This window comes from Streptomyces sp. NBC_00986, from assembly GCF_045162565.1.
Lineage (GTDB): Bacteria > Actinomycetota > Actinomycetes > Streptomycetales > Streptomycetaceae > Streptomyces.
This window is the reverse complement of the sequence record NZ_CP108733.1, coordinates 2,802,130-2,823,192: the sequence shown is the minus strand read 5'-3', so window position 1 is coordinate 2,823,192 and position 21,063 is coordinate 2,802,130. Positions and strand designations below refer to the sequence as shown.

The 21,063-nt window shown below is 70.7% G+C and carries 17 protein-coding genes; 12 read left to right on the top strand and 5 right to left on the bottom strand.

The features are described from left to right. Positions 1-367: 367 nt before the first annotated feature. The 4 genes from OG504_RS12305 (at position 368) to OG504_RS12290 (ending at position 5,515) form a co-directional block, all read left to right on the top strand. Positions 368-2,392: an SWIM zinc finger family protein gene (locus OG504_RS12305; RefSeq protein WP_405989849.1), complete on the top strand. Its 2,025-nt coding sequence runs from the start codon at positions 368-370 to the stop codon at positions 2,390-2,392. 293 nt (positions 2,393-2,685) lie between these two features. Continuing rightward, positions 2,686-3,975 carry a 4-carboxymuconolactone decarboxylase gene (gene pcaC / locus OG504_RS12300; RefSeq protein WP_405996312.1) on the top strand — a complete coding sequence of 430 codons (1,290 nt, stop codon included), beginning with the start codon at positions 2,686-2,688 and terminating at the stop codon, positions 3,973-3,975. Between the two features lie 94 nt (positions 3,976-4,069). Next, complete coding sequence (locus OG504_RS12295) at positions 4,070-4,705, top strand: MBL fold metallo-hydrolase (RefSeq protein ID WP_405845844.1); 636 nt, start codon at positions 4,070-4,072, stop codon at positions 4,703-4,705. A gap of 30 nt (positions 4,706-4,735) precedes the next feature. Beyond that, the gene (locus OG504_RS12290; RefSeq protein WP_405974810.1) at positions 4,736-5,515 is read left to right on the top strand and encodes an exodeoxyribonuclease III; all 780 of its coding nucleotides are present in this window, start codon (positions 4,736-4,738) and stop codon (positions 5,513-5,515) included. A 28-nt stretch (positions 5,516-5,543) separates the two neighbouring features. Here OG504_RS12290 and OG504_RS12285 read toward each other — a convergent pair whose 3' ends face one another. Next, positions 5,544-6,809, bottom strand: a complete 1,266-nt coding sequence (locus OG504_RS12285) for a lipase (protein WP_405989848.1) — start codon at positions 6,807-6,809, stop codon at positions 5,544-5,546. A gap of 147 nt (positions 6,810-6,956) precedes the next feature. On the opposite strand from OG504_RS12285, the gene OG504_RS12280 reads away from it, so the two are divergent. The 5 genes from OG504_RS12280 (at position 6,957) to OG504_RS12260 (ending at position 10,660) form a co-directional block, all read left to right on the top strand. After that, positions 6,957-7,364, top strand: coding sequence for a DUF6278 family protein (locus tag OG504_RS12280; RefSeq protein WP_405989847.1), 408 nt, complete (start codon positions 6,957-6,959; stop codon positions 7,362-7,364). A gap of 113 nt (positions 7,365-7,477) precedes the next feature. Continuing rightward, positions 7,478-8,221, top strand: coding sequence for an amino acid ABC transporter ATP-binding protein (locus tag OG504_RS12275; protein WP_405989846.1), 744 nt, complete (start codon positions 7,478-7,480; stop codon positions 8,219-8,221). Between the two features lie 17 nt (positions 8,222-8,238). Further along, positions 8,239-9,150, top strand: a complete 912-nt coding sequence (locus tag OG504_RS12270; protein WP_405989845.1) for a glutamate ABC transporter substrate-binding protein — start codon at positions 8,239-8,241, stop codon at positions 9,148-9,150. Between the two features lie 11 nt (positions 9,151-9,161). Then, a complete protein-coding gene (locus tag OG504_RS12265; protein WP_318019697.1) occupies positions 9,162-9,806 on the top strand; it encodes an amino acid ABC transporter permease in 645 nt (214 codons plus the stop codon). Beyond that, a complete protein-coding gene (locus OG504_RS12260; RefSeq protein ID WP_369190832.1) occupies positions 9,803-10,660 on the top strand; it encodes an amino acid ABC transporter permease in 858 nt (285 codons plus the stop codon). The genes OG504_RS12265 and OG504_RS12260 overlap by 4 nt, the downstream gene beginning before the upstream one ends. A 37-nt stretch (positions 10,661-10,697) precedes the next feature. On the opposite strand, the gene OG504_RS12255 is transcribed toward OG504_RS12260, so the two are convergent. Together OG504_RS12255 and OG504_RS12250 are read right to left on the bottom strand one after the other, a co-directional pair. Next, positions 10,698-12,266 (bottom strand): CocE/NonD family hydrolase, encoded by a 1,569-nt coding sequence (locus OG504_RS12255; RefSeq protein WP_405989844.1) that lies wholly within the window; start codon positions 12,264-12,266, stop codon positions 10,698-10,700. Between the two features lie 116 nt (positions 12,267-12,382). Beyond that, a complete protein-coding gene (locus OG504_RS12250; RefSeq protein ID WP_199810893.1) occupies positions 12,383-13,138 on the bottom strand; it encodes a hypothetical protein in 756 nt (251 codons plus the stop codon). 142 nt (positions 13,139-13,280) lie between these two features. Between OG504_RS12250 and ggt the strand changes: the two genes are divergently transcribed. After that, positions 13,281-15,080, top strand: a complete 1,800-nt coding sequence (gene ggt / locus OG504_RS12245) for a gamma-glutamyltransferase (RefSeq protein ID WP_405989843.1) — start codon at positions 13,281-13,283, stop codon at positions 15,078-15,080. Here ggt and OG504_RS12240 read toward each other — a convergent pair. Beyond that, a complete protein-coding gene (locus OG504_RS12240; RefSeq protein ID WP_405989842.1) occupies positions 15,064-17,631 on the bottom strand; it encodes an ATP-dependent Clp protease ATP-binding subunit in 2,568 nt (855 codons plus the stop codon). The two genes, ggt and OG504_RS12240, sit on opposite strands and share 17 nt — an antisense overlap. A gap of 151 nt (positions 17,632-17,782) precedes the next feature. Next, the gene (gene map, locus OG504_RS12235) at positions 17,783-18,553 is read right to left on the bottom strand and encodes a type I methionyl aminopeptidase (RefSeq protein WP_405989841.1); all 771 of its coding nucleotides are present in this window, start codon (positions 18,551-18,553) and stop codon (positions 17,783-17,785) included. 32 nt (positions 18,554-18,585) lie between these two features. Here map and OG504_RS12230 point away from each other — a divergent pair, with 32 nt between their 5' ends. Both OG504_RS12230 and OG504_RS12225 read left to right on the top strand, forming a co-directional pair. Further along, positions 18,586-18,837, top strand: a complete 252-nt coding sequence (locus OG504_RS12230) for a helix-turn-helix domain-containing protein (RefSeq protein ID WP_393758158.1) — start codon at positions 18,586-18,588, stop codon at positions 18,835-18,837. Between the two features lie 338 nt (positions 18,838-19,175). Beyond that, the gene (locus OG504_RS12225; RefSeq protein ID WP_405989840.1) at positions 19,176-20,792 is read left to right on the top strand and encodes a hypothetical protein; all 1,617 of its coding nucleotides are present in this window, start codon (positions 19,176-19,178) and stop codon (positions 20,790-20,792) included. The last annotated feature ends 271 nt before the right edge of the window (positions 20,793-21,063 follow it).

Genomic DNA, 21,063 nt, shown 5'->3' with positions numbered 1-21,063 from the left:
CGTGCGGCGGGCGTTGCAGGCGGCCCGTGATCGTGGGGACCAAGGGGTGGATGCGGAGGTCGACGGGTCGACGGGGGCTTCTCGTGCACCGGGGGCTTCTCACGTAACGGGCGCGGACTGTACGGCAGTTGACAAGGACTCGGAGCCTCGGTCCCGGCCGGGTGACGTGGCGCGGGCCGCGTTGCGACGGGCCGTTGCCGAGCGGCGCGCTGCTGGCGCCTCGGGGGAGGATGCCGGTGCGCCGGGTGGCAGCACGGCTCAGGGCGTGGCCGAGAGCGGTCCGGGAGCCGCCGCCGGCGAAGGGACAACGGCCCTTTCGGACACCGGAGTTGGTGAAGCCGGTGGCGCGGGGCGGTCCGGGCATCCAATGGGGGAGGCGTCTGCTGGCCTCCGGAACCCTGTCAGCCCTCAGAACCCTGCCAGCCCTCAGAGCTCGGCCGGACTTCAGAGCTCGGCCGGACTTCAAGTCCCGGCGAGCCTTCAGGACTCGGCCACTCGGCAGGACCCGGCGCCCGTCGAGGATTCTGCGTCCGTGCAGGAAGTCGCATCCGTGCCGGCGTCCGCAACCGCCGCAGACGGCGCCTTCGCCCGGCCCGCCGATGCCGCGCGTGAGGCCTTGCGGGCAGCTCGGGGTGCCGCGCGAAAGGCTCGGGAAGACGTCGGGGCCCGGGGAGTGGGGTCGGTGCGTCGGCCGGAGCGGCGTGCGAGCGGCGGTTTTGGGGCCGGAGGGCGCAGCGGTGGGCGTGCCGGTGAGGTCGGGGCCCGTGAGCTACGGGACTTCCTCGCGGGAGCCTTTCGGTTGCCGGCCGATGTGGATCTGCCGGCAGATGGGACACCGCTCGCCGACGAGACCGCACCGGACAACGACCGTTCGGCACCGGGGAGTTCGGACTCCGACGCGTTCACCTCGACGTCCGCCCCCGCACCCGACCGTTCCGAACACCTGTCACACCTGTCACACCCGTCTTCCCCTCCGACCACCACAGCCGAGCCGGCCCCCGTCGACCCGCCCTCTGTCCGAAACCCCAACCTCAACCCCAGCTCCACTGTCACCCCCGACCCCGACCTCACCCCCGCAACCCCCCGAACCCCCACCTCCATGGCCTCCCCCTCCCGCGACAGCGACCTCCGCCGTACCTTCCCCGCCTTCTCACCCCGCCCCTCGGACAGAGACGGCGGCGGAGCCGCCAACACCCGCTTCGCCGAAACCTGGTGGGGCAACGCCTGGGTCACCGCGCTGGAAGAAGGCGCCCTCGACCCCAAGCGGCTGCTGCGAGGCCGGAGTTACGCGGAGAAGGGACACGTCGACGCGATCACCGTCACGCCGGGACTCGTGCTCGGGTACGTGCAGGGCAGCCGCGCGCGGCCGTACCGCGTGCAGGTGCGGCTGCGGACGCTGGACGACGCCGACTGGGAGCGGTTCCTGGACGCCGCCGCCGACCGGCCCGGGCACATCGCCGCACTGCTCGACAAGGAGATGCCCAAGTCCCTTGCCGAGTGCGGAGTTTCCTTGCTGCCGGGGCCAGGCGACCTCGCCCCGCAGTGCAGTTGCCCGGACTCCGGTCACCCCTGCAAGCACGCCGCCGCCCTCTGCTATCAAACCGCCCGCCTCCTCGACGCCGACCCCTTCGTCCTGCTCCTGCTCCGAGGCCGGGGCGAACGCCCCCTGCTCGACGCCCTGTCCCGCCGTAACGCGGCCCGTGCGGCCCGCGCCGCCCAGGAGCAGGAACCGGCGCCCCTCCCCGGCGTAAGAGCCACGGACGTCCTCGCGGAGCGGGGCGACCGCCGACTGCCTCCGCTCCCACCCCCGTTGCCCATGCCCCCGCACCCCGAGCAGCCTCCTGTGTACCCGGCCGCGCCCGGCGGCCCGGACCCCTTCGCGCTCGACCAGTTGGCGACCGACGCCGCCGCCCGCGCGCACGCGCTGCTCAGCACCGGCCGGGACCCGGTGGGCGGCCTGACGCTGTGGCAGGACGCGGTACGGCTCGCGGCGGCCCGACCCGGTTCGGGGCTGACCGTCACCACCCGCGCCCTCTACGCCTCCCTCGCCAAGGCAACCGGACGCACCACGGCCGAGCTGGCGCGCGCGGTCGCCGCCTGGCGGCAGGGCGGCATCGAAGGGCTCGCGGTGCTCGAAGAACCCTGGGACCCGCCGGCCGGCCGCTTCGACCGGGCCCGCCCGCTCCTCCTCGCCGCCGACCTCCCGGCCTTCCGCCCCTGGCACAACCACCTCACCCACCCCCACGGCCACGTCCAACTCCGCCTGGGCCGCGACGGCTTGTGGTACGCCTACGAATCCGAACCGGGCGACGAGGACTGGTGGCCCAGAGGCACCCCCGACCTGGACCCGGTCGGCGCACTCACGGGCCTGGGCGCCCCCGGCGAACTCTGAGCCGCCGAGAGACACCGGCAGGCACCCACAGACACCGAAATCCCCGAGTGTCCTTCGACACAGTCCACCAGACCCACAGGTCCAACAGCCCGACCGAGCCCACCGGTCCAACAGCCCCACTGGTCCCACCGGTCTCACCCGCCTCACCGGTCCACAGTCCGTCCCTGCCCCACCCCCTGCACAGTGAAGGCGATGTGAGGGTTCCCCACTGATGTGTGGGAGCCGAGTGGGGAGACCGGGGGCCCCACAGCCGGACCGTAAGAAACGGCGGTTACGTTGGAGCGGTGAGCGACATGAAGACCCCCGCCCTCCAGTACCGCTTCGACGGCCCCGAAGACGCGCCCGTTCTCATCCTGGGCCCGTCCCTCGGGACGACCTGGCACATGTTCGATCGCCAGGTGCCCGAGCTGGCGAAGCAGTGGCGGGTCTTCCGGTACGACCTGCCGGGTCACGGCGGCTCGCCCGCCCACCCGGCCGGCTCCGTCTCCGACCTGGCCGACCGGCTGCTGGCCACGCTCGACGCCCTCGGCGTACAGCGCTTCGGCTACGCGGGCTGCGCGCTCGGCGGCGCGGTCGGTCTCGAACTGGTCCTGCGCCACCCTGAGCGCGTGGCCTCGCTGGCGCTGATCGCCGCCTCGCCCCGCTTCGGCACGGCGGACGAGTTCCGCCAGCGCGGCGTGATCGTGCGGACGAACGGGCTCGACCCCATCGCCCGCACCTCGCCCGACCGCTGGTTCACCAGCGGGTTCGCCGCCTCGCAGCCCGCGATCACCGAGTGGGCCGTCCAGATGGTGCGCACCACCGACCCCGGCTGCTACATCGCCGCGTGCGAGGCGCTGGCCGCGTTCGACGTACGGTCCGAACTCGCCCGCATCGGCGTGCCGACCCTCGTCCTCGTCGGCTCCGACGACCAGGTCACCGGCCCCGCCGAGGCCCGCACGCTGGTCGCCGGCATCCCGGACGCCCGCCTCGCCGTCGTACCCGGCGCCTCTCACCTGGTCCCGGTCGAGCAGCCCGCGGCCGTGACAGACCTCCTCGTCCGGCACTTCTCCACCGCCTGGCAGCCCGCCTACGAGCACTCCACCGGGCAGTTCGCCATCGCGGCGACCCCGGTCAAGCCGGTCCTCGCCCCGCCGCCGCAGCTCGCGCCGATCGCCGAGATCGCGCCGCCGCCTCCCGTACCGCCGCAGGTCATGGGCCGTCCGGACCCCTACGACGCCGGGATCAAGGTCCGCCGCGAGGTGCTCGGCGACGCGCATGTCGACCGGGCGCTGGCGCAGGCCGACGAGTTCTCCGGGGACTTCCAGGACTTCATCACCCGCTACGCCTGGGGCGAGATCTGGGACCGGCCGGGCCTCGACCGGCGCTCGCGCAGCTGTGTCACCCTCACCGCGCTGGTCGCCGGCGGTCACCTGGACGAGCTGGCCTTCCACACCCGGGCGGCGCTGCGCAACGGCCTCACCCCGGCCGAGATCAAGGAAGTGCTGATGCAGGCCGCCGTGTACTGCGGGGTCCCCGCGGCGAACAGCGCCTTCAAGGTCGCCCAGAAGGTCATCCGCGAGGAGACGACCCCCACCGAGTGACCCCACCGAGACCCCACCGAGTGATCTTCAGACGGGCACCGAAAGCACCAGCCTCGCCCGCCCGTCCACCGTTCCGGCGCGGCAGGATGGACCCATGAAGCTCACCAAGAAGTCACACGCCTGCATCCGTCTGGAGAAGGACGGCCGGACCCTCGTCATCGACCCGGGCACCTTCACCGAGGAGGACGCCGCGGTCGGCGCGGAGGCGATCCTGGTCACCCACGAGCACGCCGACCACTTCAACGAGGACCGCCTGCGGGCCGGCCTGGAGGCCAACCCGGCGGCCGAGATCTGGACGCTGAAGTCGGTCGCGGACCAGCTCTCCGCCGCGTTCCCGGGCCGCGTGCACACGGTCGGCCACGGCGACACCTTCACGGCGGCGGGCTTCGACGTCCAGGTGCACGGCGAACTGCACGCCGTGATCCACCCGGACATCCCGCGCATCACCAACGTCGGCTTCCTCGTGGACGGCGGCCGCGTCTTCCACCCGGGCGACGCCCTCACCGTCCCCGACCACACCGTAGAGACCCTGATGCTCCCGGTCATGGCCCCCTGGAGCAAGATCTCCGAGGTCATCGACTACGTCCGCGAGGTCAAGCCGCAGCGCGCCTACGACATCCACGACGCCCTGCTCACCGACCTCGCCCGGCCGATCTACGACATGCAGATCGGCGCGCTCGGCGGCGCGGAGCACCTGCGGCTGGCGCCCGGCGAGGCGGCGGACCTGTGAGTGTCAGACCCGCCCGGTAGGTTGTGGGGCATGCGTATCGCGACCTGGAACGTGAACTCGATCACCGCTCGTCTGCCGAGGCTCCTGGCCTGGCTGGAGAGCAGCGGCACCGACGTGCTGTGTCTCCAGGAGGCCAAGCTGGCCGAGGCGCAGTTCCCGTTCGACGCGCTGCGCGAGGCGGGCTACGAGGCGGCGGTCAACGCGACCGGGCGGTGGAACGGGGTGGCGGTGCTCTCCCGGGTCGGGCTCGACGACGTGGTCAAGGGCCTCCCTGGGGACCCCGGTTACGACGGCGTCCAGGAGCCCCGCGCCGTCGCGGCGACCTGCGGCCCGGTCCGCGTCTGGTCGGTGTACGTGCCGAACGGCCGCGAGGTGGACCACCCCCACTACGCGTACAAGCTCCAGTGGTTCGAGGCCCTCAGGGCGGCCGTCGCCGACGACGCGCAGGGCAGCCGCCCCTTCGCGGTGCTGGGCGACTACAACGTGGCGCCGACGGACGACGACGTCTTCGACGTGGCCGCCTTCGAGGGCCTCACCCATGTCACCCCCGCCGAGCGCGCCGCCCTGACCGCCCTGCGCGATGCGGGCCTGTCCGACGTGGTCCCCCGCCCCCTCAAGTACGACCACCCGTACACCTATTGGGACTACCGCCAGCTCGCCTTCCCGAAGAACCGAGGCATGCGCATCGACCTGGTCTACGGCAACGAACCGTTCGCGAAGGCCGTCACCGACTCCTACGTCGACCGCGAGGAGCGCAAGGGCAAGGGCGCCTCGGACCACGCGCCCGTGGTCGTGGACCTGGACGTCTGACCCGAACTCCGAAGAGCCCGCCCGCTGTTCAGCGCAGCGACGCGAACCACCGCACCACAGCCGCCGTCGCCGCCCGCTGGGACCCCAGGTGGCGGGAGCCGCCGTAGTCCGGAGTGCCGAGGTCGACCAGTGGGACGTCGACACCCCGGGCGCGGAACGACGCCTGGCAGTGCTCGCCGTTCCCGTTCACGGCCTGCTCGTCGCCCTCGGCGTAGTAGAGCCGCACCGGAGCCTGGGGCGTCCAGTCCGTGCACACCCCGTCGGCGACGCGCAGCGCGGCGGCCAGCCCGCCCGTCGGGTGCGCGAGCAGCGCCCGCCCGTGCGCCGTGAGCAGTTCGTCCACGGTGTCCGGGGTCCTGGCCGCGACCTCCTGGCCGGAGTGCGTGCCGTCCAACAGGCCCTCGATCGTTCGGGAGTACGGTGCCCGGAAGACCTCGCCGGGGCTGTCGTAGACGTGATGGAGCCGGTTGAAGGAGACGAGGGCCAGCGCGGTGTAGATGACGCCGTCCTTCGGGTCCGCGCGCCCGTCCAGCAGGGCGGGCAACGCCACGTCCCGGAAGGCGTACGCGCCGCTGACCGGTGCCAGCGCCGCTGCCCGGAAGCGCGGATCGGCACCCTCCTGAAGAGCCCGCGCCAGCCCGAGCGCGGCCGAAGCCCCTTGTGAGAAGCCGGTGATGAGCACGTCCCGCCCCAACTCCCGCCCCACGACAGGTGCGTAGGAGTGCGCGGCCCGCAGCAGGTCCAGCGCGGTGGTCGTCTCGGAGGGCACGTCCATCCACTGCTGCCGACCGGGGCCGAGGCCGAGGCCCAGGTAGTCCGGGAGGACGACGGCGAAGCCCGCCGACGCATAGGTGAGGGCCGGCGCCTGGCTCCACACCTCGGTCGACACCGAGGCCACGTCGTCCTTGAAGAGTTCGGTGCCGTGCGTGAACGAGACGGTGCGCAGCCGCCGTTCACCATTGCGCGGGAACGCCAGCAACCCGCTGGCGGTGGTGGGCCGGCCCTTCGGATCCACCGTGCGGTACACCACCCGGTAGGTGTCGACGCCGTAGCGGACGGCCCCGGCGTCCCACGCCCCGTCCTCGTCGCCCCTCAACTCGGCGGCCACCTCCCGCGCGGACAACGTCCGCAGATGCACCACCGACACCAGCCGCCCCCGCGTCGAATCGGGCGCTCCATGCGCCGACGCGGCCGGAACGGGCCCCGCCCCCACGGCCCCCGCGGACACCGAACCGCTCACCGCCAGGGCGACGGTCACCGACGACAGCACCATCATCTTTCCTGTCCGCTTCATACGGCGACCGTACGAAGCGGACATCGCGCCCACCATCCGGCCAACCCGCCCTCGGCAGAAGGGCTTTCCCCCTTCCGGGCCGGGGGCTGACACGCCATTCGCGACGCCCTGTGGTGCGTACGGCGGTACGAATGACACGCTGGGAGTATGAACATCCCTTTCCTGGGCAACCGGGGCGAGAAGCGCGCCGCGCACGACCCCGAGGGCATCGCCGAACCGCTGTCCGAGTGCGAACTGCTCCGCTCCCACGCGGCCCGGGAGGGAGTCCAACTCGACGACTCCGTGGGCTCGTTGGAGGCGCTCGACCAACTGGTGCCACGCTGGCGGGACGACGAGGAGACCATGTCCTGGCTCGGCAACGACGCCGGTCTGTATCTCGGGACGGTGATCGTGCGCACGGTGCCGGGCGCGGCCTGGGCGATCTGGCCGAACGGCCAGCCCGTCGTACGGCTCGACTCCGGGCGCGAGTTCGACGTCGTGGCCTCCGGGCACGAGTGGGCCGCCAGCGGTGTGCCCGAACTCTCGCAGCTGTACGCCGAGGTCGCGGAAGAGTAACGGAGGGCTTAAATACGGCTAATGCCCGAAAAGTGCGTGTCGTGCATTAACTCCACTCTTGTCTGGATAGTTTGCGGCGACCACGACACAGCTGAGAGTGAGTAGGGCTGGGCATGGCCGTCGATCCGTTGATCGAACTGCGTGACGTCAACAAGTACTACGGGGAGCTGCATGTCCTGCAGGACATCAACCTCACCGTCGGCAAGGGGGAGGTGGTCGTGGTCATCGGCCCTTCGGGGTCGGGAAAGTCGACGCTGTGCCGGGCGATCAACCGGCTGGAGACCATCGAGTCCGGGACGATCGAGCTCGACGGGCAGCCGCTGCCCGAGGAGGGCAAGGCCCTCGCGCAGCTCCGCGCCGAAGTCGGCATGGTCTTCCAGTCGTTCAACCTGTTCGCCCACAAGACGGTCCTCCAGAACGTCTCGCTGGCGCAGATCAGAGTCCGCAAGCGCAAGCGCGAGGACGCCGACAAGCGGTCGCTCGAACTCCTGGACCGCGTGGGTCTCGCCAACCAGGCGCCCAAGTTCCCCGCGCAGCTCTCCGGCGGCCAGCAGCAGCGCGTGGCCATCGCCCGCGCCCTCGCCATGGAACCCAAGGCACTCCTCTTCGACGAGCCGACCTCGGCCCTCGATCCGGAGATGATCAACGAGGTCCTCGAGGTCATGCGCCAACTCGCCCACGACGGCATGACGATGGTCGTCGTCACCCACGAGATGGGCTTCGCCCGCTCCGCCGCCAACCGCGTCGTGTTCATGGCCGACGGCCGCATCGTCGAGGACCGCACCCCCGAGGAGTTCTTCACCAACCCGCGCAGCGACCGGGCCAAGGACTTCCTGTCCAAGATCCTCAAGCATTGAGCGGGGGAGTGCGATCCATGTTCCGTACGACCCGTGTGTCCCTCGTGCTGGCCGCGCTCGGCGCGCTGCTCGCGACCGCCTGCGGCAAGGAGGGCAGCCCGCCCGTCAAGGGCCCGGCCGCCGAGAAACTCCCCAACTACCAAGTCGCGCAAGGCTTTCAGCTCCCCGACTCCAAGACCTGGAAGCGGGCGAAGAAGCGCGGCTACTTCACCGTCGGCGCCAAGGAGGACCAGCCCTACCTCGGCGAGAAGGACCCCGCGACGGGCACCTACTCCGGCTTCGACATCGAGATCGCCAAGATGATGTCGGCCTCCCTCGGCTTCGCCCCGAAGACCATCCACTTCAGGACGATCGCCTCCGCCAACCGCGAGACCGCCCTGCAGAACGGCCAGATCGACTACTACGTCGGCACCTACACCATCAACGACATGCGCAAGAAACTCGTCGGCTTCGCCGGCCCCTACTACATGGCCGGCCAGTCGCTCCTCGTCCGCGCCGACGAGCACGACATCCACGGCCCGCAGGACCTCGCCGGCAAACGCGTCTGCTCGGCGGCCGGCTCCACGCCGTACCAGCGCATCAAGGACGACTATCCGAAGGCCCAACTCGTCGCCTACGACACGTACTCGGTCTGTGTCGACAACCTGCTCACCTATCAGGTCGCCGCCGTCACGACCGACGACGCGATCCTCATCGGCTACGCGGCGAAGGTCCCCGACCAGCTCAAGGTCGTCGGCAAGCCCTTCTCGAAGGAGCCGTACGGCATCGGTGTCCCGCACGGCGACAACGCCCTGCGGTTCGCCCTCGACGACGCGTTGGAGGCCCGTGAGAAGAACGGCGACTGGAAGAAGGCGTACGAGGCGACGCTCGGCCTGTCCGGAGTGCCCGCGCCCACCCCGCCCGCGATCGACCGCTACCCGGCGAGCTGAGGGAGGCAGACGTGAACGTACTGACCGACAACTTCTCCACCTTCGGCGACGGCTTCCTCGGCACCGTCGAACTGACCGTCTACGCCTCGGTGTTGGCGCTCGTCCTCGGCTTCCTCATGGCGTCCTTCCGGGTCGCGCCGGTCGGCTCGCTGCGGGTCTTCGGCACGGTGTGGGTGACCGTGCTGCGCAACACCCCGCTGACCCTGCTGTTCTTCGCGGTGCTGCTCGGCCTGCCGCGCTTCGGACTCGTGCTGCCTTTCAAGGTGTTCGCGGTCCTGGCGCTCGGCTGCTACACCTCGGCGTTCATCTGCGAGGCGCTGCGCTCCGGCATCAACACCGTGCCCAGGGGCCAGGGAGAGGCGGCCCGCAGCCTCGGGATGTCCTTCGGGCAGAGCCTGAGTCTGGTCGTCCTGCCGCAGGCGTTCCGCTCGGTGATCCCACCGGTCGGCTCCACCCTCATCGCCCTCGCCAAGAACTCGGCGATCGCCGGCGCGTTCAGCGTCACCGAACTCCTCGGCACCTACCGGACGTTGAGCGAACTCGGCTACAACATCGTCTGGACGTTCGTCTGGATCGCCGTCGGCTACCTGATCATCACCCTCGCCATCAGCGCGCTGTTCAACGTGCTGGAGAGGAAATGGGGAGTCGCCCGATGACCACCGCCAACGCCCTCTACGACGTCCCAGGACCCAAGACCCGCAAACGGCACCGCCTTTACGGCATCGCGTCCACGGTCGTCATCCTCGCGCTGCTCGGCTGGATCCTCTATCTCCTGTTCGACACCGACCAGTTCACGTACACGAAGTGGATGCCCTTCGAGTACAAGGGAATTCAGGAACTGCTGCTGCGCGGCCTCGGCAACACGCTCAAGGCCTTCGGTCTTGCGGCCGTACTGTCACTGGCACTTGGCACCCTGCTCGCCGTGGGACGACTCTCCGACCACCGGCCCGTGCGCTGGCTGTCCACGGTCGTCGTGGAGTTCTTCCGCGCCATGCCCGTCCTCGTGATGATCTTCTTCATCTTCGTGGCGCTCAAGGTGCAGCCGCTGCCCGCCCTCGTCGCGGGCCTGACCCTCTACAACGGCTCGGTGCTCGCCGAGGTCTTCCGCTCCGGCGTCAACAGCGTCGAACGCGGCCAGCGGGAGGCCGCGTTCGCGCTCGGCATGCGGAAGGTCCACGTCATGTCGTACGTCCTCGTGCCGCAGGCCGTACGGGCCATGCTGCCCGCGATCATCAGCCAGTTGGTGGTCGCGCTGAAGGACACCTCGCTGGGCTATCTGATCACCTATGAGGAGTTTCTCCATGCCGGGAAGCTGATCGCGTCGAACCTCGACTACGATTTGCCGTTCATCCCCGTGGTGATGGTGATCTCGCCGATCTACATCGGGATGTGCATGCTGCTCTCGTGGTTCGCCGGTTGGGTGTCCCGTCGGGAGCAGCGCAGTCCCAAGACCGGGGCCGTGGATGTGGCCCCGGCGGAACCAGGGACGCTGCTGCCGCGGGTGCAGTAGTCGAGAGGGCACTTGCCCGGCCGGCAGCAGCCGGAGATCACTGCTCGCGGAGCGGGATCGACACGTACGACGGGTCGTTCGCCGGCGAGGAGAAGGTCAGCTGCGCGCCGGACGGGTTGTGCTCGATGTAGAGCGGGTCGACCGTGTCGACGACCAGGGCGAGATGATGCCCTGCCGGGACGTCGTAGGCCGTGGAGAACAACTCCAGGTCCACACCGAACGGTTGGCCGGGTTTCTGTCCGTGCCAGGTGTACGGCGCGTTGCTGACCAGCTTGCCGAGGCCGAGCGGGCCCACGTCGTAGAGGTACGCGACGAGGGTGCCGCTCTCCTTGGTGTCCGTGACCGTGGTGTGCAACTTCACGGTGCCGCGCACCTGTTGGGCGCTCGTGTACGTCCCCGACTGCCATACGGCGGCCCAACGGCGCGGGAGCAGCGGGACGTACGCCATCGGGGGCACCTGGGCGACCTGGTCGAGGATGCTGGACAGGAAGACGATCCCGCCGTCCGCGCCCGAGTCGACGTTCGCGCGGATGGTGGTCGTGCCCGCGAGGTCGATCTTCTTCCGGGTCGCGCCGACGGACTTCCAGTCCGGATAGCCCTCGTAGCCGCCTGACGTACGGGACTTGAGCTCCACCGGCTGCTCGTGGTTGATGCCGTTGTCCATGCCCTTGAGGTAGTGGTCGAACCAGCGCTCGGTGTCCGTCCACACGTCGTCGGGCAGCCCGAACAGGCCGGTCAGCTCGGCGGTGGCGTGGTCGCCGGGGCGGAGTTCGAGCCGCTTGGGGCCGCTCAACTTCCCGTAGAAGTCGGCGATTTGGTTGGGCGGGAAGATCGTGTCGCCCCAGGCGTTGGCGAGCATGATCGCCGCGCCGTTCTTGTTGATCTGATCGACATAGGTCGAAGCCGAACGCACCTTCCCCCAGTCGATCAACTCCTGTTCCTTGGACAGGTCGGAGGCGAAGAAGTCCTTGAAGACCTGGCTCGTCTCCGCGCTCGGGCGGCCGGTGACGAGCCCGACGCCGTCCAGCAGGGCGGTCGCCTGGGAGTGTTCGGTACGGCCCGAGTAGATCGAGTCGATCAGGTCCGCCCAGCCGCTCAGCGAGGCAACTGCCTTGATCCGCTTGTCGTGTGCGGCCGCGAGGAGACTGATTCCGGCGCCGTACGACACGCCCGCCATGCCGATGTGCCCCGCGTCGGACGGGGTGTTGGCGAGCGCCCAGTCGATCACCTTGGACGCGTCGGCCACGTCCTTCGGGCCCGCCACCTCTATCCCGCCGCCGGACTGCCAGAAGCCGCGGACGTTGTAACTCACCACGACATAACCGGAGTTCGCGAGCCTCTCGGCCTGGGCCAGGTACTGGACCTGGGGGAACCCCCAGCTCGTGGGCAGCACGAGGAGCGGGTAGTCGTGCGAGCCGTCGGCGCCTGCGGGCGTGACGATGTTCGCCGCGAGCTTCGTACCGCCGTCGCCGGTGATGTCGACGAACCGGACGCCGTTCGTGGCGGCCTGCGCGGTGGGGGCGAGCCCGAAGGCGCCTCCGGCGATCAGGGTCGCGGAGACGGCGCCCACCGCGGTCGTACGCAGGGCCTGGCGATGGGTTCGCACGGGTCACTCCTCACACGTGTCACTGCAAAGTGACCCGACGGTAACCGCGCCTCCCTACCTTGGGTAACCCGTCAGTAAGTTACGTACCAGTAAAGATTGTCGACGTGTGTGCGATCTCAGGAGGCGCGGTGTGTGCTGCGTGGGGCCGGTGCAGGCAGCGGGGTCTCTGCGGCCCGCGTGACGTCCGCGACCAGCTCCACCACATCGGGGCCGTACGCCTGCGAGTTGACCACCTTCAGCAGCAGGACGAACGTGTTGCCGCCGTGTTTGCGGGCCAACTTCTCATGGTTGCGGGCGAGATAGCGGGACGCCGCCTGGTTGGTGATCGCGCGCTGGCCGCAGAAGAGGAACACCGGCCGCGCGCCGCCCAGTTGACCGGCGGTGAGGCGGGCGAGGAGAACGTACTCGCCCTTGCCGGGCTCAAGTCGGTAGCGTTCGCTGCCTATTTGGAACGCGCCCCGGTCCGGCCCCGGTTCGGGGTCGACGTTGACGCGGATGCCCGGGAGCAGGGACGCCAGATGCGCGGCCATGCGGCGGTTGGAGGACGGGCCGCCCACACAGAACTCGGTGCGTTCGCCGAAGCCCTGCTGGGCGGCGTCGTGTGCGACGACCTGGGCGTGCGCGTTGCAGTCCTTGATCAGGGCGGCGAGTTCGAGCAACGCGAACACGTCGTGCCGCATCACCGAGAGTTCGGCGCCGCCCGCCTCGCGGTTCACCACGAGCAGCGACTCGGAGTTGTCGGGCAGCCCGAAGAACGCCTGCTTGCGCCGGAGTTTGCGCTTCCACAGATAGGTGCGGGCGAGCCAGCCGAGCGCGGCGCTGATGCCCGCGGCGGCCAGGCCCAGAACGATGTTGCGCACGTCGTCATTCATGGGCGCGCATGTTAGCGGCCCAGCACGGCTGGTACGTACCGGTGTTCGACGTGTGGCACTCGTGTGACAGTGGCGCGAGGTGGTCTGTTGGGGTCATGGCAATGTGGCTACGCTGCGCGGACGGTCCTGACTGGAGGTACGGATGCGTCGCCCTGTGGCACGGAAACTGTCGGTCCTGGCGGTCTCGGCCGCCGTCGTGTCGGTCGGGGCCGCGGCCCCACCGGCCGCAACGAGCAGCACACCGACAAAGGTTCCGGTGGCCGTCGGCTACGGCGGCGCGGTCGCGAGCGTCGACGCGGACGCCACCGCCGCCGGCATCGAGGTCCTGAAGAAGGGCGGCAACGCGGTCGACGCGGCCGTCGCCACCGCCGCCGCGCTCGGCGTCACCGAGCCCTACTCCTCCGGCATCGGCGGAGGCGGCTACTTCGTCTACTACGACGCCAAGTCCCGTACCGTGCACACCATCGACGGCCGCGAGACCGCGCCGCTGACCGCCGACTCCAACCTGTTCGTGGAGAACGGCAAGGCCCTCTCCTTCGCCGACGCCGTCACCAGCGGCCTCAGCGTCGGCACCCCGGGCTCGCCCGCCACCTGGCAGACGGCGCTCGACCAGTGGGGCAGCGAGAAGCTCGGTACGGTGCTGAAGCCCGCCGAGCGGATCGCGAGTAACGGCTTCACGGTCGACGACACCTTCCGCAGCCAGACGGCGTCCAACGAGACCCGCTTCCGCTACTTCCCCGACACCGCGAAGCTGTTCCTGCCGGCCGGACAGCTCCCGGTCGTCGGCTCCACCTTCAAGAACCCCGAACTCGCCAAGACCTACAAGGAGTTGGGCAAGAAGGGGGTCGGCGCGATCTACCACGGCGACCTCGGCAAGGACATCCTCGCCACGGTCAACAAGCCGAAGGTGGACCCGAGTTCGGGCTACAACGCCCGCCCGGGCAGGCTGACCGCCAAGGACCTCGCCGTGTACCGCGCGAAGCTCCAGGCGCCCACGAAGACCTCGTACCGCGGACTCGGTGTCTACTCGATCGCGCCGTCCTCCTCCGGCGGCACGACCGTCGGCGAGGCCCTCAACATCCTTGAGAAGACGGACCTTTCAAAGGCCAGCGAGGTCCAGTACCTGCACCACTACATCGAGGCCAGCCGGATCGCGTTCGCGGACCGGGGGCGCTGGGTCGGCGACCCCGCCTTCGAGGACGTACCGACGAGGGAACTCCTCTCGCAGAAGTTCGCCGACTCGCGCGCCTGCCTCATCAAGGACGACGCGGTGCTCACCAGCCCGCTGGCACCGGCCGACCCGCGCAACCCGACGGCCTGCACCGCCACCGGGACGGCAGCCCCGACGACGTACGAGGGCGAGAACACCACGCACCTCACGGTCGCCGACAAGTGGGGCAACGTCGTCTCCTACACGCTCACCATCGAGCAGACCGGCGGCAGCGCGATGACCGTGCCCGGCCGGGGTTTCCTGCTGAACAACGAGCTGACCGACTTCTCCTTCACCCCGGCCAACCCTGCCGTCCACGACCCGAACCTGCCCGGCCCGGGCAAGCGGCCGCGCTCGTCGATCTCGCCGACGATCGTCCTCGACCAGCACAACAAGCCTGTGGTGGCGCTCGGTTCACCCGGTGGCGCGACCATCATCACGACCGTGCTCCAGACCCTCACCGAGTTCCTCGACCGGGGGCTCCCGCTTGTCGACGCGATCGCCGCGCCCCGCGCCAGCCAGCGCAACGCGGCCACCACGGAGCTCGAACCCGCGCTCTACAACAGCGACTTGAAGACCCAGCTCCAAGCCATCGGCCATTCGTTCACTCTCAACCCGGAGATCGGCGCGGCGACCGGTGTGCAACGGCTGCCGAACGGCGAGTGGTTGGCCGCCGCCGAGAAGGTACGGCGAGGTGGCGGTTCGGCGGCGGTGGTCAATCCGGCGCCGTAGACGGTGAGTCGGAGGCGGGCGGCGGCGAATCGGTCCTGAACGCGAGCCGTCCGTCCTCCACGTCCACCGTCACCTGGCCGCCCTCCGCGATGCGGCCGTCGAGGAGCAGCCGCGAGAGCTGGTTGTCGACCTCGCGTTGGATGGTGCGGCGCAACGGGCGGGCGCCGTACTCGGGTTGATAGCCCTGGCGGGAGAGCCGGTCGACGGCCTCGTCCGTGAACTCGACCGTGATGCCCTGCGCGTGCAGGAGACGGCGGGTGTGTTCCAGCAACAGCCCGGTGATCAGCCTGAGTTGCTCGGCGGTGAGCTGGCGGAAGACGACGATCTCGTCGATGCGGTTGAGGAACTCGGGGCGGAAGTGCTCGCGCAGCGGGCGCAGGATCTGCTCGCGCCGGGCCTCCTCGTCCGCGTCGGCGCCGCCCGGGCCGAAGCCGATACCGGCACCGCGCCGGGTGATCGCCTCGGAGCCGAGGTTGCTCGTCATCACGATCACCGTGTTGGTGAAGTCGACCGTGCGGCCCTGCGCATCGGTCAGCCGGCCGTCGTCCAGGACCTGAAGCAGGATGTTGAACACGTCCGGGTGCGCCTTCTCGACCTCGTCGAGGAGCAGCAGCGAGTACGGGTGGCGGCGTACCGCCTCGGTGAGTTGGCCCGCCTCCTCGTGGCCGACGTAGCCGGGCGGGGCGCCGACCAGCCGGCTGACCGTGTGCCGTTCCTGGTACTCGCTCATGTCCAGGCGGACCATCCGGTCCTCGCTGCCGAACAGGGCCTCGGCGAGCGCGCGGGCAAGTTCCGTCTTGCCGACGCCGGTTGGGCCCAGGAACAGGAAGCTGCCGATCGGCCGGTCCGGGCTCGCCAGCCCGGCACGGGATCGCAGCACCGCGTCCGAAACGACCCGCACGGCCTCCTCCTGGCCGACGACCCGCCGGTGCAGATGCTCCTCCAGGCCGAGCAGCCGGTCCTTCTCCTCCGCCGTGAGACTGCTCACCGGGATACCGGTCTGCCGCGACACCACCTCGGCGATCGCCTCGCCGGTGACCTCCAGGTTCTGTCCTTCGTCACCCTGGTCCTCACCACCGGCCTCGGCCAGCCGCACCTTCAACTCGGCGACACGGTCCCGCAGTTGCGTCGCCTTCTCGTAGTCCTCGTCGGCCGCCGCCTGGTCCTTGTCCCGGGCGAGCTGTTCCATCTCGCGCTCCAGCGCCCGTACGTCCGTGCCCTTCGTGCGCGCCCGCAGCCGTACCCGCGCGCCGGCCTGGTCGATCAGGTCGATCGCCTTGTCGGGGAGCCTGCGGTCGGTGAGATAGCGGTCGGAGAGTTCTACGGCGGCCACCAACGCCTCGTCGGTGTACCGGACTTGGTGGTGGGCCTCGTAGCGGTCGCGCAGCCCGCGCAGGATCTCGATCGCGTCCGTGACGGTCGGCTCGGGCACCAGGATCGGCTGGAACCTGCGGGCCAGCGCCGCGTCCTTCTCGATCCGGCGGTACTCCTCCAGCGTCGTAGCGCCCACGATGTGCAACTCGCCGCGCGCCAGGGCCGGTTTGAGGATGTTGCCGGCGTCCATCGAACCGCCCTCGCCGCCACCGCCCGCGCCGACCACGGTGTGCAACTCGTCGATGAACACGATCAGTTCGTCCGAGTGGGCGCGGATCTCGCCGACGATGTTCGTCAGCCGCTCCTCGAAGTCGCCCCGGAAACGGGTGCCCGCGACGACGCCGGTGAGATCGAGGGCGACCACGCGGCGCCCGACCAGTACGTCCGGTACATCGCCGTCGGTGATGCGCTGCGCGAGGCCCTCCACGATCGCGGTCTTGCCGACGCCCGCGTCGCCGATCAGCACCGGGTTGTTCTTGCCGCGCCGGGACAGCACCTCGATGGTCTGCTCGATCTCCTCGTCGCGGCCGATCACCGGGTCGATACGGCCGTGGCGGGCCAGGTCCGTGAGGTCGCGGCTGTACTTGTCGAGGGTGGGGGTGCCGGTGGGGCGGGGCTGGTCGGTGCGGGTCTGGGGGCCGTCGGGTGCGTCGGGCGGGAGGCCCGTGGGGGCGTAGCGGGCCGCGTTCAGGATGTGGCCGGCGGCGGAGTCCGGGTTCGCGGCGAGCGCGCCCAGGACGTGTTCGGGGCCGATGTATCCGGTACCGCCCGCTCTTGCCAGGTCGTGGGCGTCGAGGAGAGCGCGTTTTACGGCGGGGGTGAGGGAGAGGGCGGTGCCCTCCGGGGGCTGGGCGGGGCCCGAGCGCTCGTCGATCTCCGCGGCGAGGGAATCCGGGTCTGCGCCGGCGCGGGTGAGGAGGCCGCGGGTGGGCTCCGCGGAGAGGGCGGCGCGGAGCAGGTGCTGGGTGTCGAGGTCGCGGCTGCCGTGTTCTGCGGCGTACTGGGCGGCGCCTCGGACGAGGTCCCTGGCCGGTTGGCTGAGTAGGCGGCCGATGTCTATGTGCCGTGGATCTGGTGTGGCTGCTCCCCGGGCGGCCCCGCCTGTGGCTCCGCCGAAGAACCGGGCCAGGAACTCGCCGAGGGGGTCGTCTTCCGGGTCTGTGTAGCCGCTGGTCATCAATCCACCATGGCACGGGCCACTGCGTGGGGCATGTGCAGGTTTGGGGGGATTACGGCTAGTTTTCGCGTGTCGGCTCGTCGTGACTGGTCGCGCCCACGCGGCGGAGCCGCACATCGACACAGCCCCGCGCCCCTTAAGGGCGCTCCTCCTACCGGCGCTCGGTAAGCACCCTGGGTCCCGCCTCCGTGATCGCCACCGTGTGTTCCACGTGGGCCGCTCTTGAGCCGTCGTTCGTCTTGAGGGTCCAGCCGTCCTTTGCCGCGTGGTAGTCGTCGCGGCCGCTTGCGATCAGCATGGGCTCGATCGCGATGACCATGCCGTGGCGGAGCGGGAGGCCGCGGCCGGGGCGGCCCTCGTTCGGGACGCCCGGGTCCTCGTGCATCTGGCGGCCGATGCCGTGGCCGCCGAAGTCCTCCATGATGCCGTAGCCCGCCGTGCGGCACACCGTGCCGATCGCGTGCGCGATGTCGCCGATGCGGTTGCCCACGACGGCCGCGTCGATGCCCGCCGCCAGGGCGCGCTCGGCGGTGTCGATCAGGCGGACGTCGGCGGGGCGCGGCTCGCCGACGATGAAGCTGATCGCCGAGTCGCCGGCCCAGCCGCCCAGCTTGGCGCCGAAGTCGATCGACACCAGGTCGGCGTCGCGCAGGCGGTAGCCGTCCGGGATGCCGTGCACGATCGCGTCGTTCACGGAGGCGCAGATGACCGCGGGGAATGCGGTGGGCGCGAAGGCGGGGCGGTAGCCGAGGAAGGGTGAACTCGCACCGGCCGCGCGCAGCACGTCATGCGCCAGCTCGTCCAGTTCCAGCAGGGATACGCCCACGTCGGCGGCCTCCCGCACGGCCGTGAGGGCGCGGGCCACGACCTGGCCCGCCTCGTACATCGCATCGATAGACGTGTCCGTCTTCAGTTCCACCATGCCAATTACTATACCGGTATTAGAATGACGGCATGGTACGCACCCCTCTCACCCCCGAAGAGCGCGAACGCGGCGAACGGCTCGGTCGGCTGCTCCGCGAGGCCCGCGGTGGCCGCAGCATGACGGACGTGGCGGCGAACGCGGGCATCTCGGCGGAGACCCTCCGCAAGATCGAGACGGGCCGGGCTCCCACGCCGGCCTTCTTCACCGTGTCCGCCCTCGCCGAGGCGCTCGGGCTGTCGATGGACGAACTCGTGGTCAGGTGCGCGCCGTTGGCGGCCTGAAGCGGAGAGTGTGACCGCGCCTCGGCGGGGGACGCGTGCCGGAATGGCCGGCGCGTGCCGCCCTGTGGCGCTCGCGCCCGGACCCGTCGGTGCCTGTCGGGTGGCCCGCCGCCGGATCGGCCGTGGTGGGGCTGCTCGTCGCCCTGCCCCGGAGCTCGCCCGTCCTCCCCTTTCCCGCCCGGGAGTTGCCAGATCACCCATCAACCAGGCGGGCGCACGGTCGGGAGGCGTAGGCTCCGAGACCTCTGCGCCCGGCTCGAAAAGCTTCCGTAGCCGCGTCGTAACACAAATGGTGTTTTCTACGGATCGGAGCATTCCGGTCTGGCGGGAGTTGGGGCATGGCTGTGGATCAACTCCCCGGACAGGTGCGGGAGTTCGCGAACTATCTCGACGGACTGCTGGCGCGCCTGGATCAGGGCGGCGGCTGGTGCGGAGTGTTCTGGCAGCGTGATCCCGACGGCATGCAGGCTTGTCTGAGCGGGCGTGAAGTACCGCCCTGGGACGTCGTGGAGGCGCTTCTTCAGGACCTCGCGGCGGAGTACGGCCACGGTGTCGCGAGCCAGGAGACGAACCGGGCCCGCACGCTGCACGCCGCCGCGCTCGCCGCGTTCGACGCCCGGCCCGGCAGCCGGGACGCGCTCAGCGACCGGCTCGACGTGATGCTCCGTGAGCAGAAGTACGCGGCCGAAACGCAGGCGAAGCTGGGGCGGTTGCTCAACACCGCCACCACTCAGGACGCGGCCGACGCCCTCCGCCTCGACCTCGCCTGGGCCCGTGACGACCACGACCGCGCCACCGCCCGCTGCGCCGAACTCCGCGCCCGCATCGAGCAGTTGGACAACCGCGTCCACTTCCAGGGTGGTCAGCAGACCGTCCACCGCGACCGGCACGGCAACGTGTTCCGCGTCGACGAGACGTTCCAGGACCAGAACAGCGCCACGTACGACCGGGACCAGGCCCCGCACCGACTGCCCCGCCAGCGTGACGCCGAGCAGGTGCCGGTCACCGGTCCGCAGGGCGGATACGGCAGCTCCCACGGTGCCGACGGCCGGACCCCGGACGCCCGCCGCGGCTACGAGGAGTTCGAGCGCGCGAACCCCGGCTACGGCGATCCGGACCCCACGTGGGACGACCTCGCGACCCCCGACGCGACCACCCCCGCGACCGAGACCCCCGATCAGGCCGACGCCGAGGCTGAAGCCGCCGCCCCCGCCCCCAAGCAGCGCAAGCGCCGCCGTGGCAGCGCCCGCTTCGCAGGCCTGGCCGAGGACGACGCCACCACCACCCCGGCGCCGGGCCCCGCAGCCGTCGTACCGGAACTTCCCGTCCCCGCGCCCGCCGCGCGCCGGACCCCGCGCGGAGCCCGTTTCGCCGGGGCCGCCCGGCCGGTCGAGCGGGCGCAGCCGAAGCGGGAGCCGTTGGACGCGGAGGCGCGGCAGGCGACCGTGGAGGCCGTGCAGCGGCTCGTGGGGCTGCGGCGCGAGGGCCGTAGCGGCGAGGCGCACGCGCTGCTCGTGGAGGCCGCGTACTGGCCCGCCGCGCGCTTCCCGCTGCTCGCGGCCGAACTGCAGCGCGCCGGGCTCGGCGCGGACTGGGCGACGCTGCTGTGGGAGGCCGCCTCGCTGCCCGCAGATCGGCTGGTCGGCGCGGCGGACGCGCTGGTCGCGGCGGGTCGTACGGCGGACGGTGAGCAGATCCTGCGGCAGGGCGTGGCCCGTCCCGCCGGGGAGATAGGCGAGGCCGTGCTCGCGCTGGTCGCGGAGGGGCGCCGCCGTGAGATCCACGCGCTTCTCGACGCCTACGTCAGGGTCCGCACCCCCGAGGAGGCGGCCCGCAGTGTCGCCGCCGACCCGCAGCAGCTCGTACCGCTCCTGGTGGATGCCGCGAAGGGGGTCTCGGACGAGTGCCACTGGGATCTGGTGCATGCCTTGCGGGTGGCGGGCTTCAGCGCGTGAGCGCTCCGCTGGGTCAGCGGTTGGGTACGTGGTTTTTCGGCCGCGCGTCGGTGGGGGCTGGGCGCGCCCACGCGGCGGAGCCGCATATCGATACAGCCCCGCGCCCCCTACGGGGCGCTCCCTTACGGGGCGCCGGACCCGGCTACCCGGCGCAGCGGCTCACCCACCGGAGGGTGAAACAGGATCGACTCCGCGGGTTAACGACGATGGTCTTGGCAAGGCTCCTCCGGAGGCTTACGTTCATCCCTCTACGGCCTTGTCTACGGGCGTA

What these genes read in the sequence shown, in the direction of transcription:
- OG504_RS12290 (WP_405974810.1), top strand. Translation starts at nt 4,736, where the DNA reads ATGCGTATCGCGACCTGGAACGTGAACTCGATCACCGCTCGTCTGCCG.
- pcaC (WP_405996312.1), top strand. Translation starts at nt 2,686, where the DNA reads ATGAAGACCCCCGCCCTCCAGTACCGCTTCGACGGCCCCGAAGACGCG.
- OG504_RS12275 (WP_405989846.1), top strand. Translation starts at nt 7,478, where the DNA reads ATGGCCGTCGATCCGTTGATCGAACTGCGTGACGTCAACAAGTACTAC.
- OG504_RS12305 (WP_405989849.1), top strand. Translation starts at nt 368, where the DNA reads ATGGGGGAGGCGTCTGCTGGCCTCCGGAACCCTGTCAGCCCTCAGAAC.
- OG504_RS12295 (WP_405845844.1), top strand. Translation starts at nt 4,070, where the DNA reads ATGAAGCTCACCAAGAAGTCACACGCCTGCATCCGTCTGGAGAAGGAC.
- OG504_RS12260 (WP_369190832.1), top strand. Translation starts at nt 9,803, where the DNA reads ATGACCACCGCCAACGCCCTCTACGACGTCCCAGGACCCAAGACCCGC.
- OG504_RS12240 (WP_405989842.1), bottom strand. Translation starts at nt 17,631, where the DNA reads ATGACCAGCGGCTACACAGACCCGGAAGACGACCCCCTCGGCGAGTTC.
- OG504_RS12280 (WP_405989847.1), top strand. Translation starts at nt 6,957, where the DNA reads ATGAACATCCCTTTCCTGGGCAACCGGGGCGAGAAGCGCGCCGCGCAC.
- OG504_RS12230 (WP_393758158.1), top strand. Translation starts at nt 18,586, where the DNA reads ATGGTACGCACCCCTCTCACCCCCGAAGAGCGCGAACGCGGCGAACGG.
- ggt (WP_405989843.1), top strand. Translation starts at nt 13,281, where the DNA reads ATGCGTCGCCCTGTGGCACGGAAACTGTCGGTCCTGGCGGTCTCGGCC.
- OG504_RS12225 (WP_405989840.1), top strand. Translation starts at nt 19,176, where the DNA reads ATGGCTGTGGATCAACTCCCCGGACAGGTGCGGGAGTTCGCGAACTAT.
- map (WP_405989841.1), bottom strand. Translation starts at nt 18,553, where the DNA reads ATGGTGGAACTGAAGACGGACACGTCTATCGATGCGATGTACGAGGCG.
- OG504_RS12285 (WP_405989848.1), bottom strand. Translation starts at nt 6,809, where the DNA reads ATGAAGCGGACAGGAAAGATGATGGTGCTGTCGTCGGTGACCGTCGCC.
- OG504_RS12250 (WP_199810893.1), bottom strand. Translation starts at nt 13,138, where the DNA reads ATGAATGACGACGTGCGCAACATCGTTCTGGGCCTGGCCGCCGCGGGC.
- OG504_RS12270 (WP_405989845.1), top strand. Translation starts at nt 8,239, where the DNA reads ATGTTCCGTACGACCCGTGTGTCCCTCGTGCTGGCCGCGCTCGGCGCG.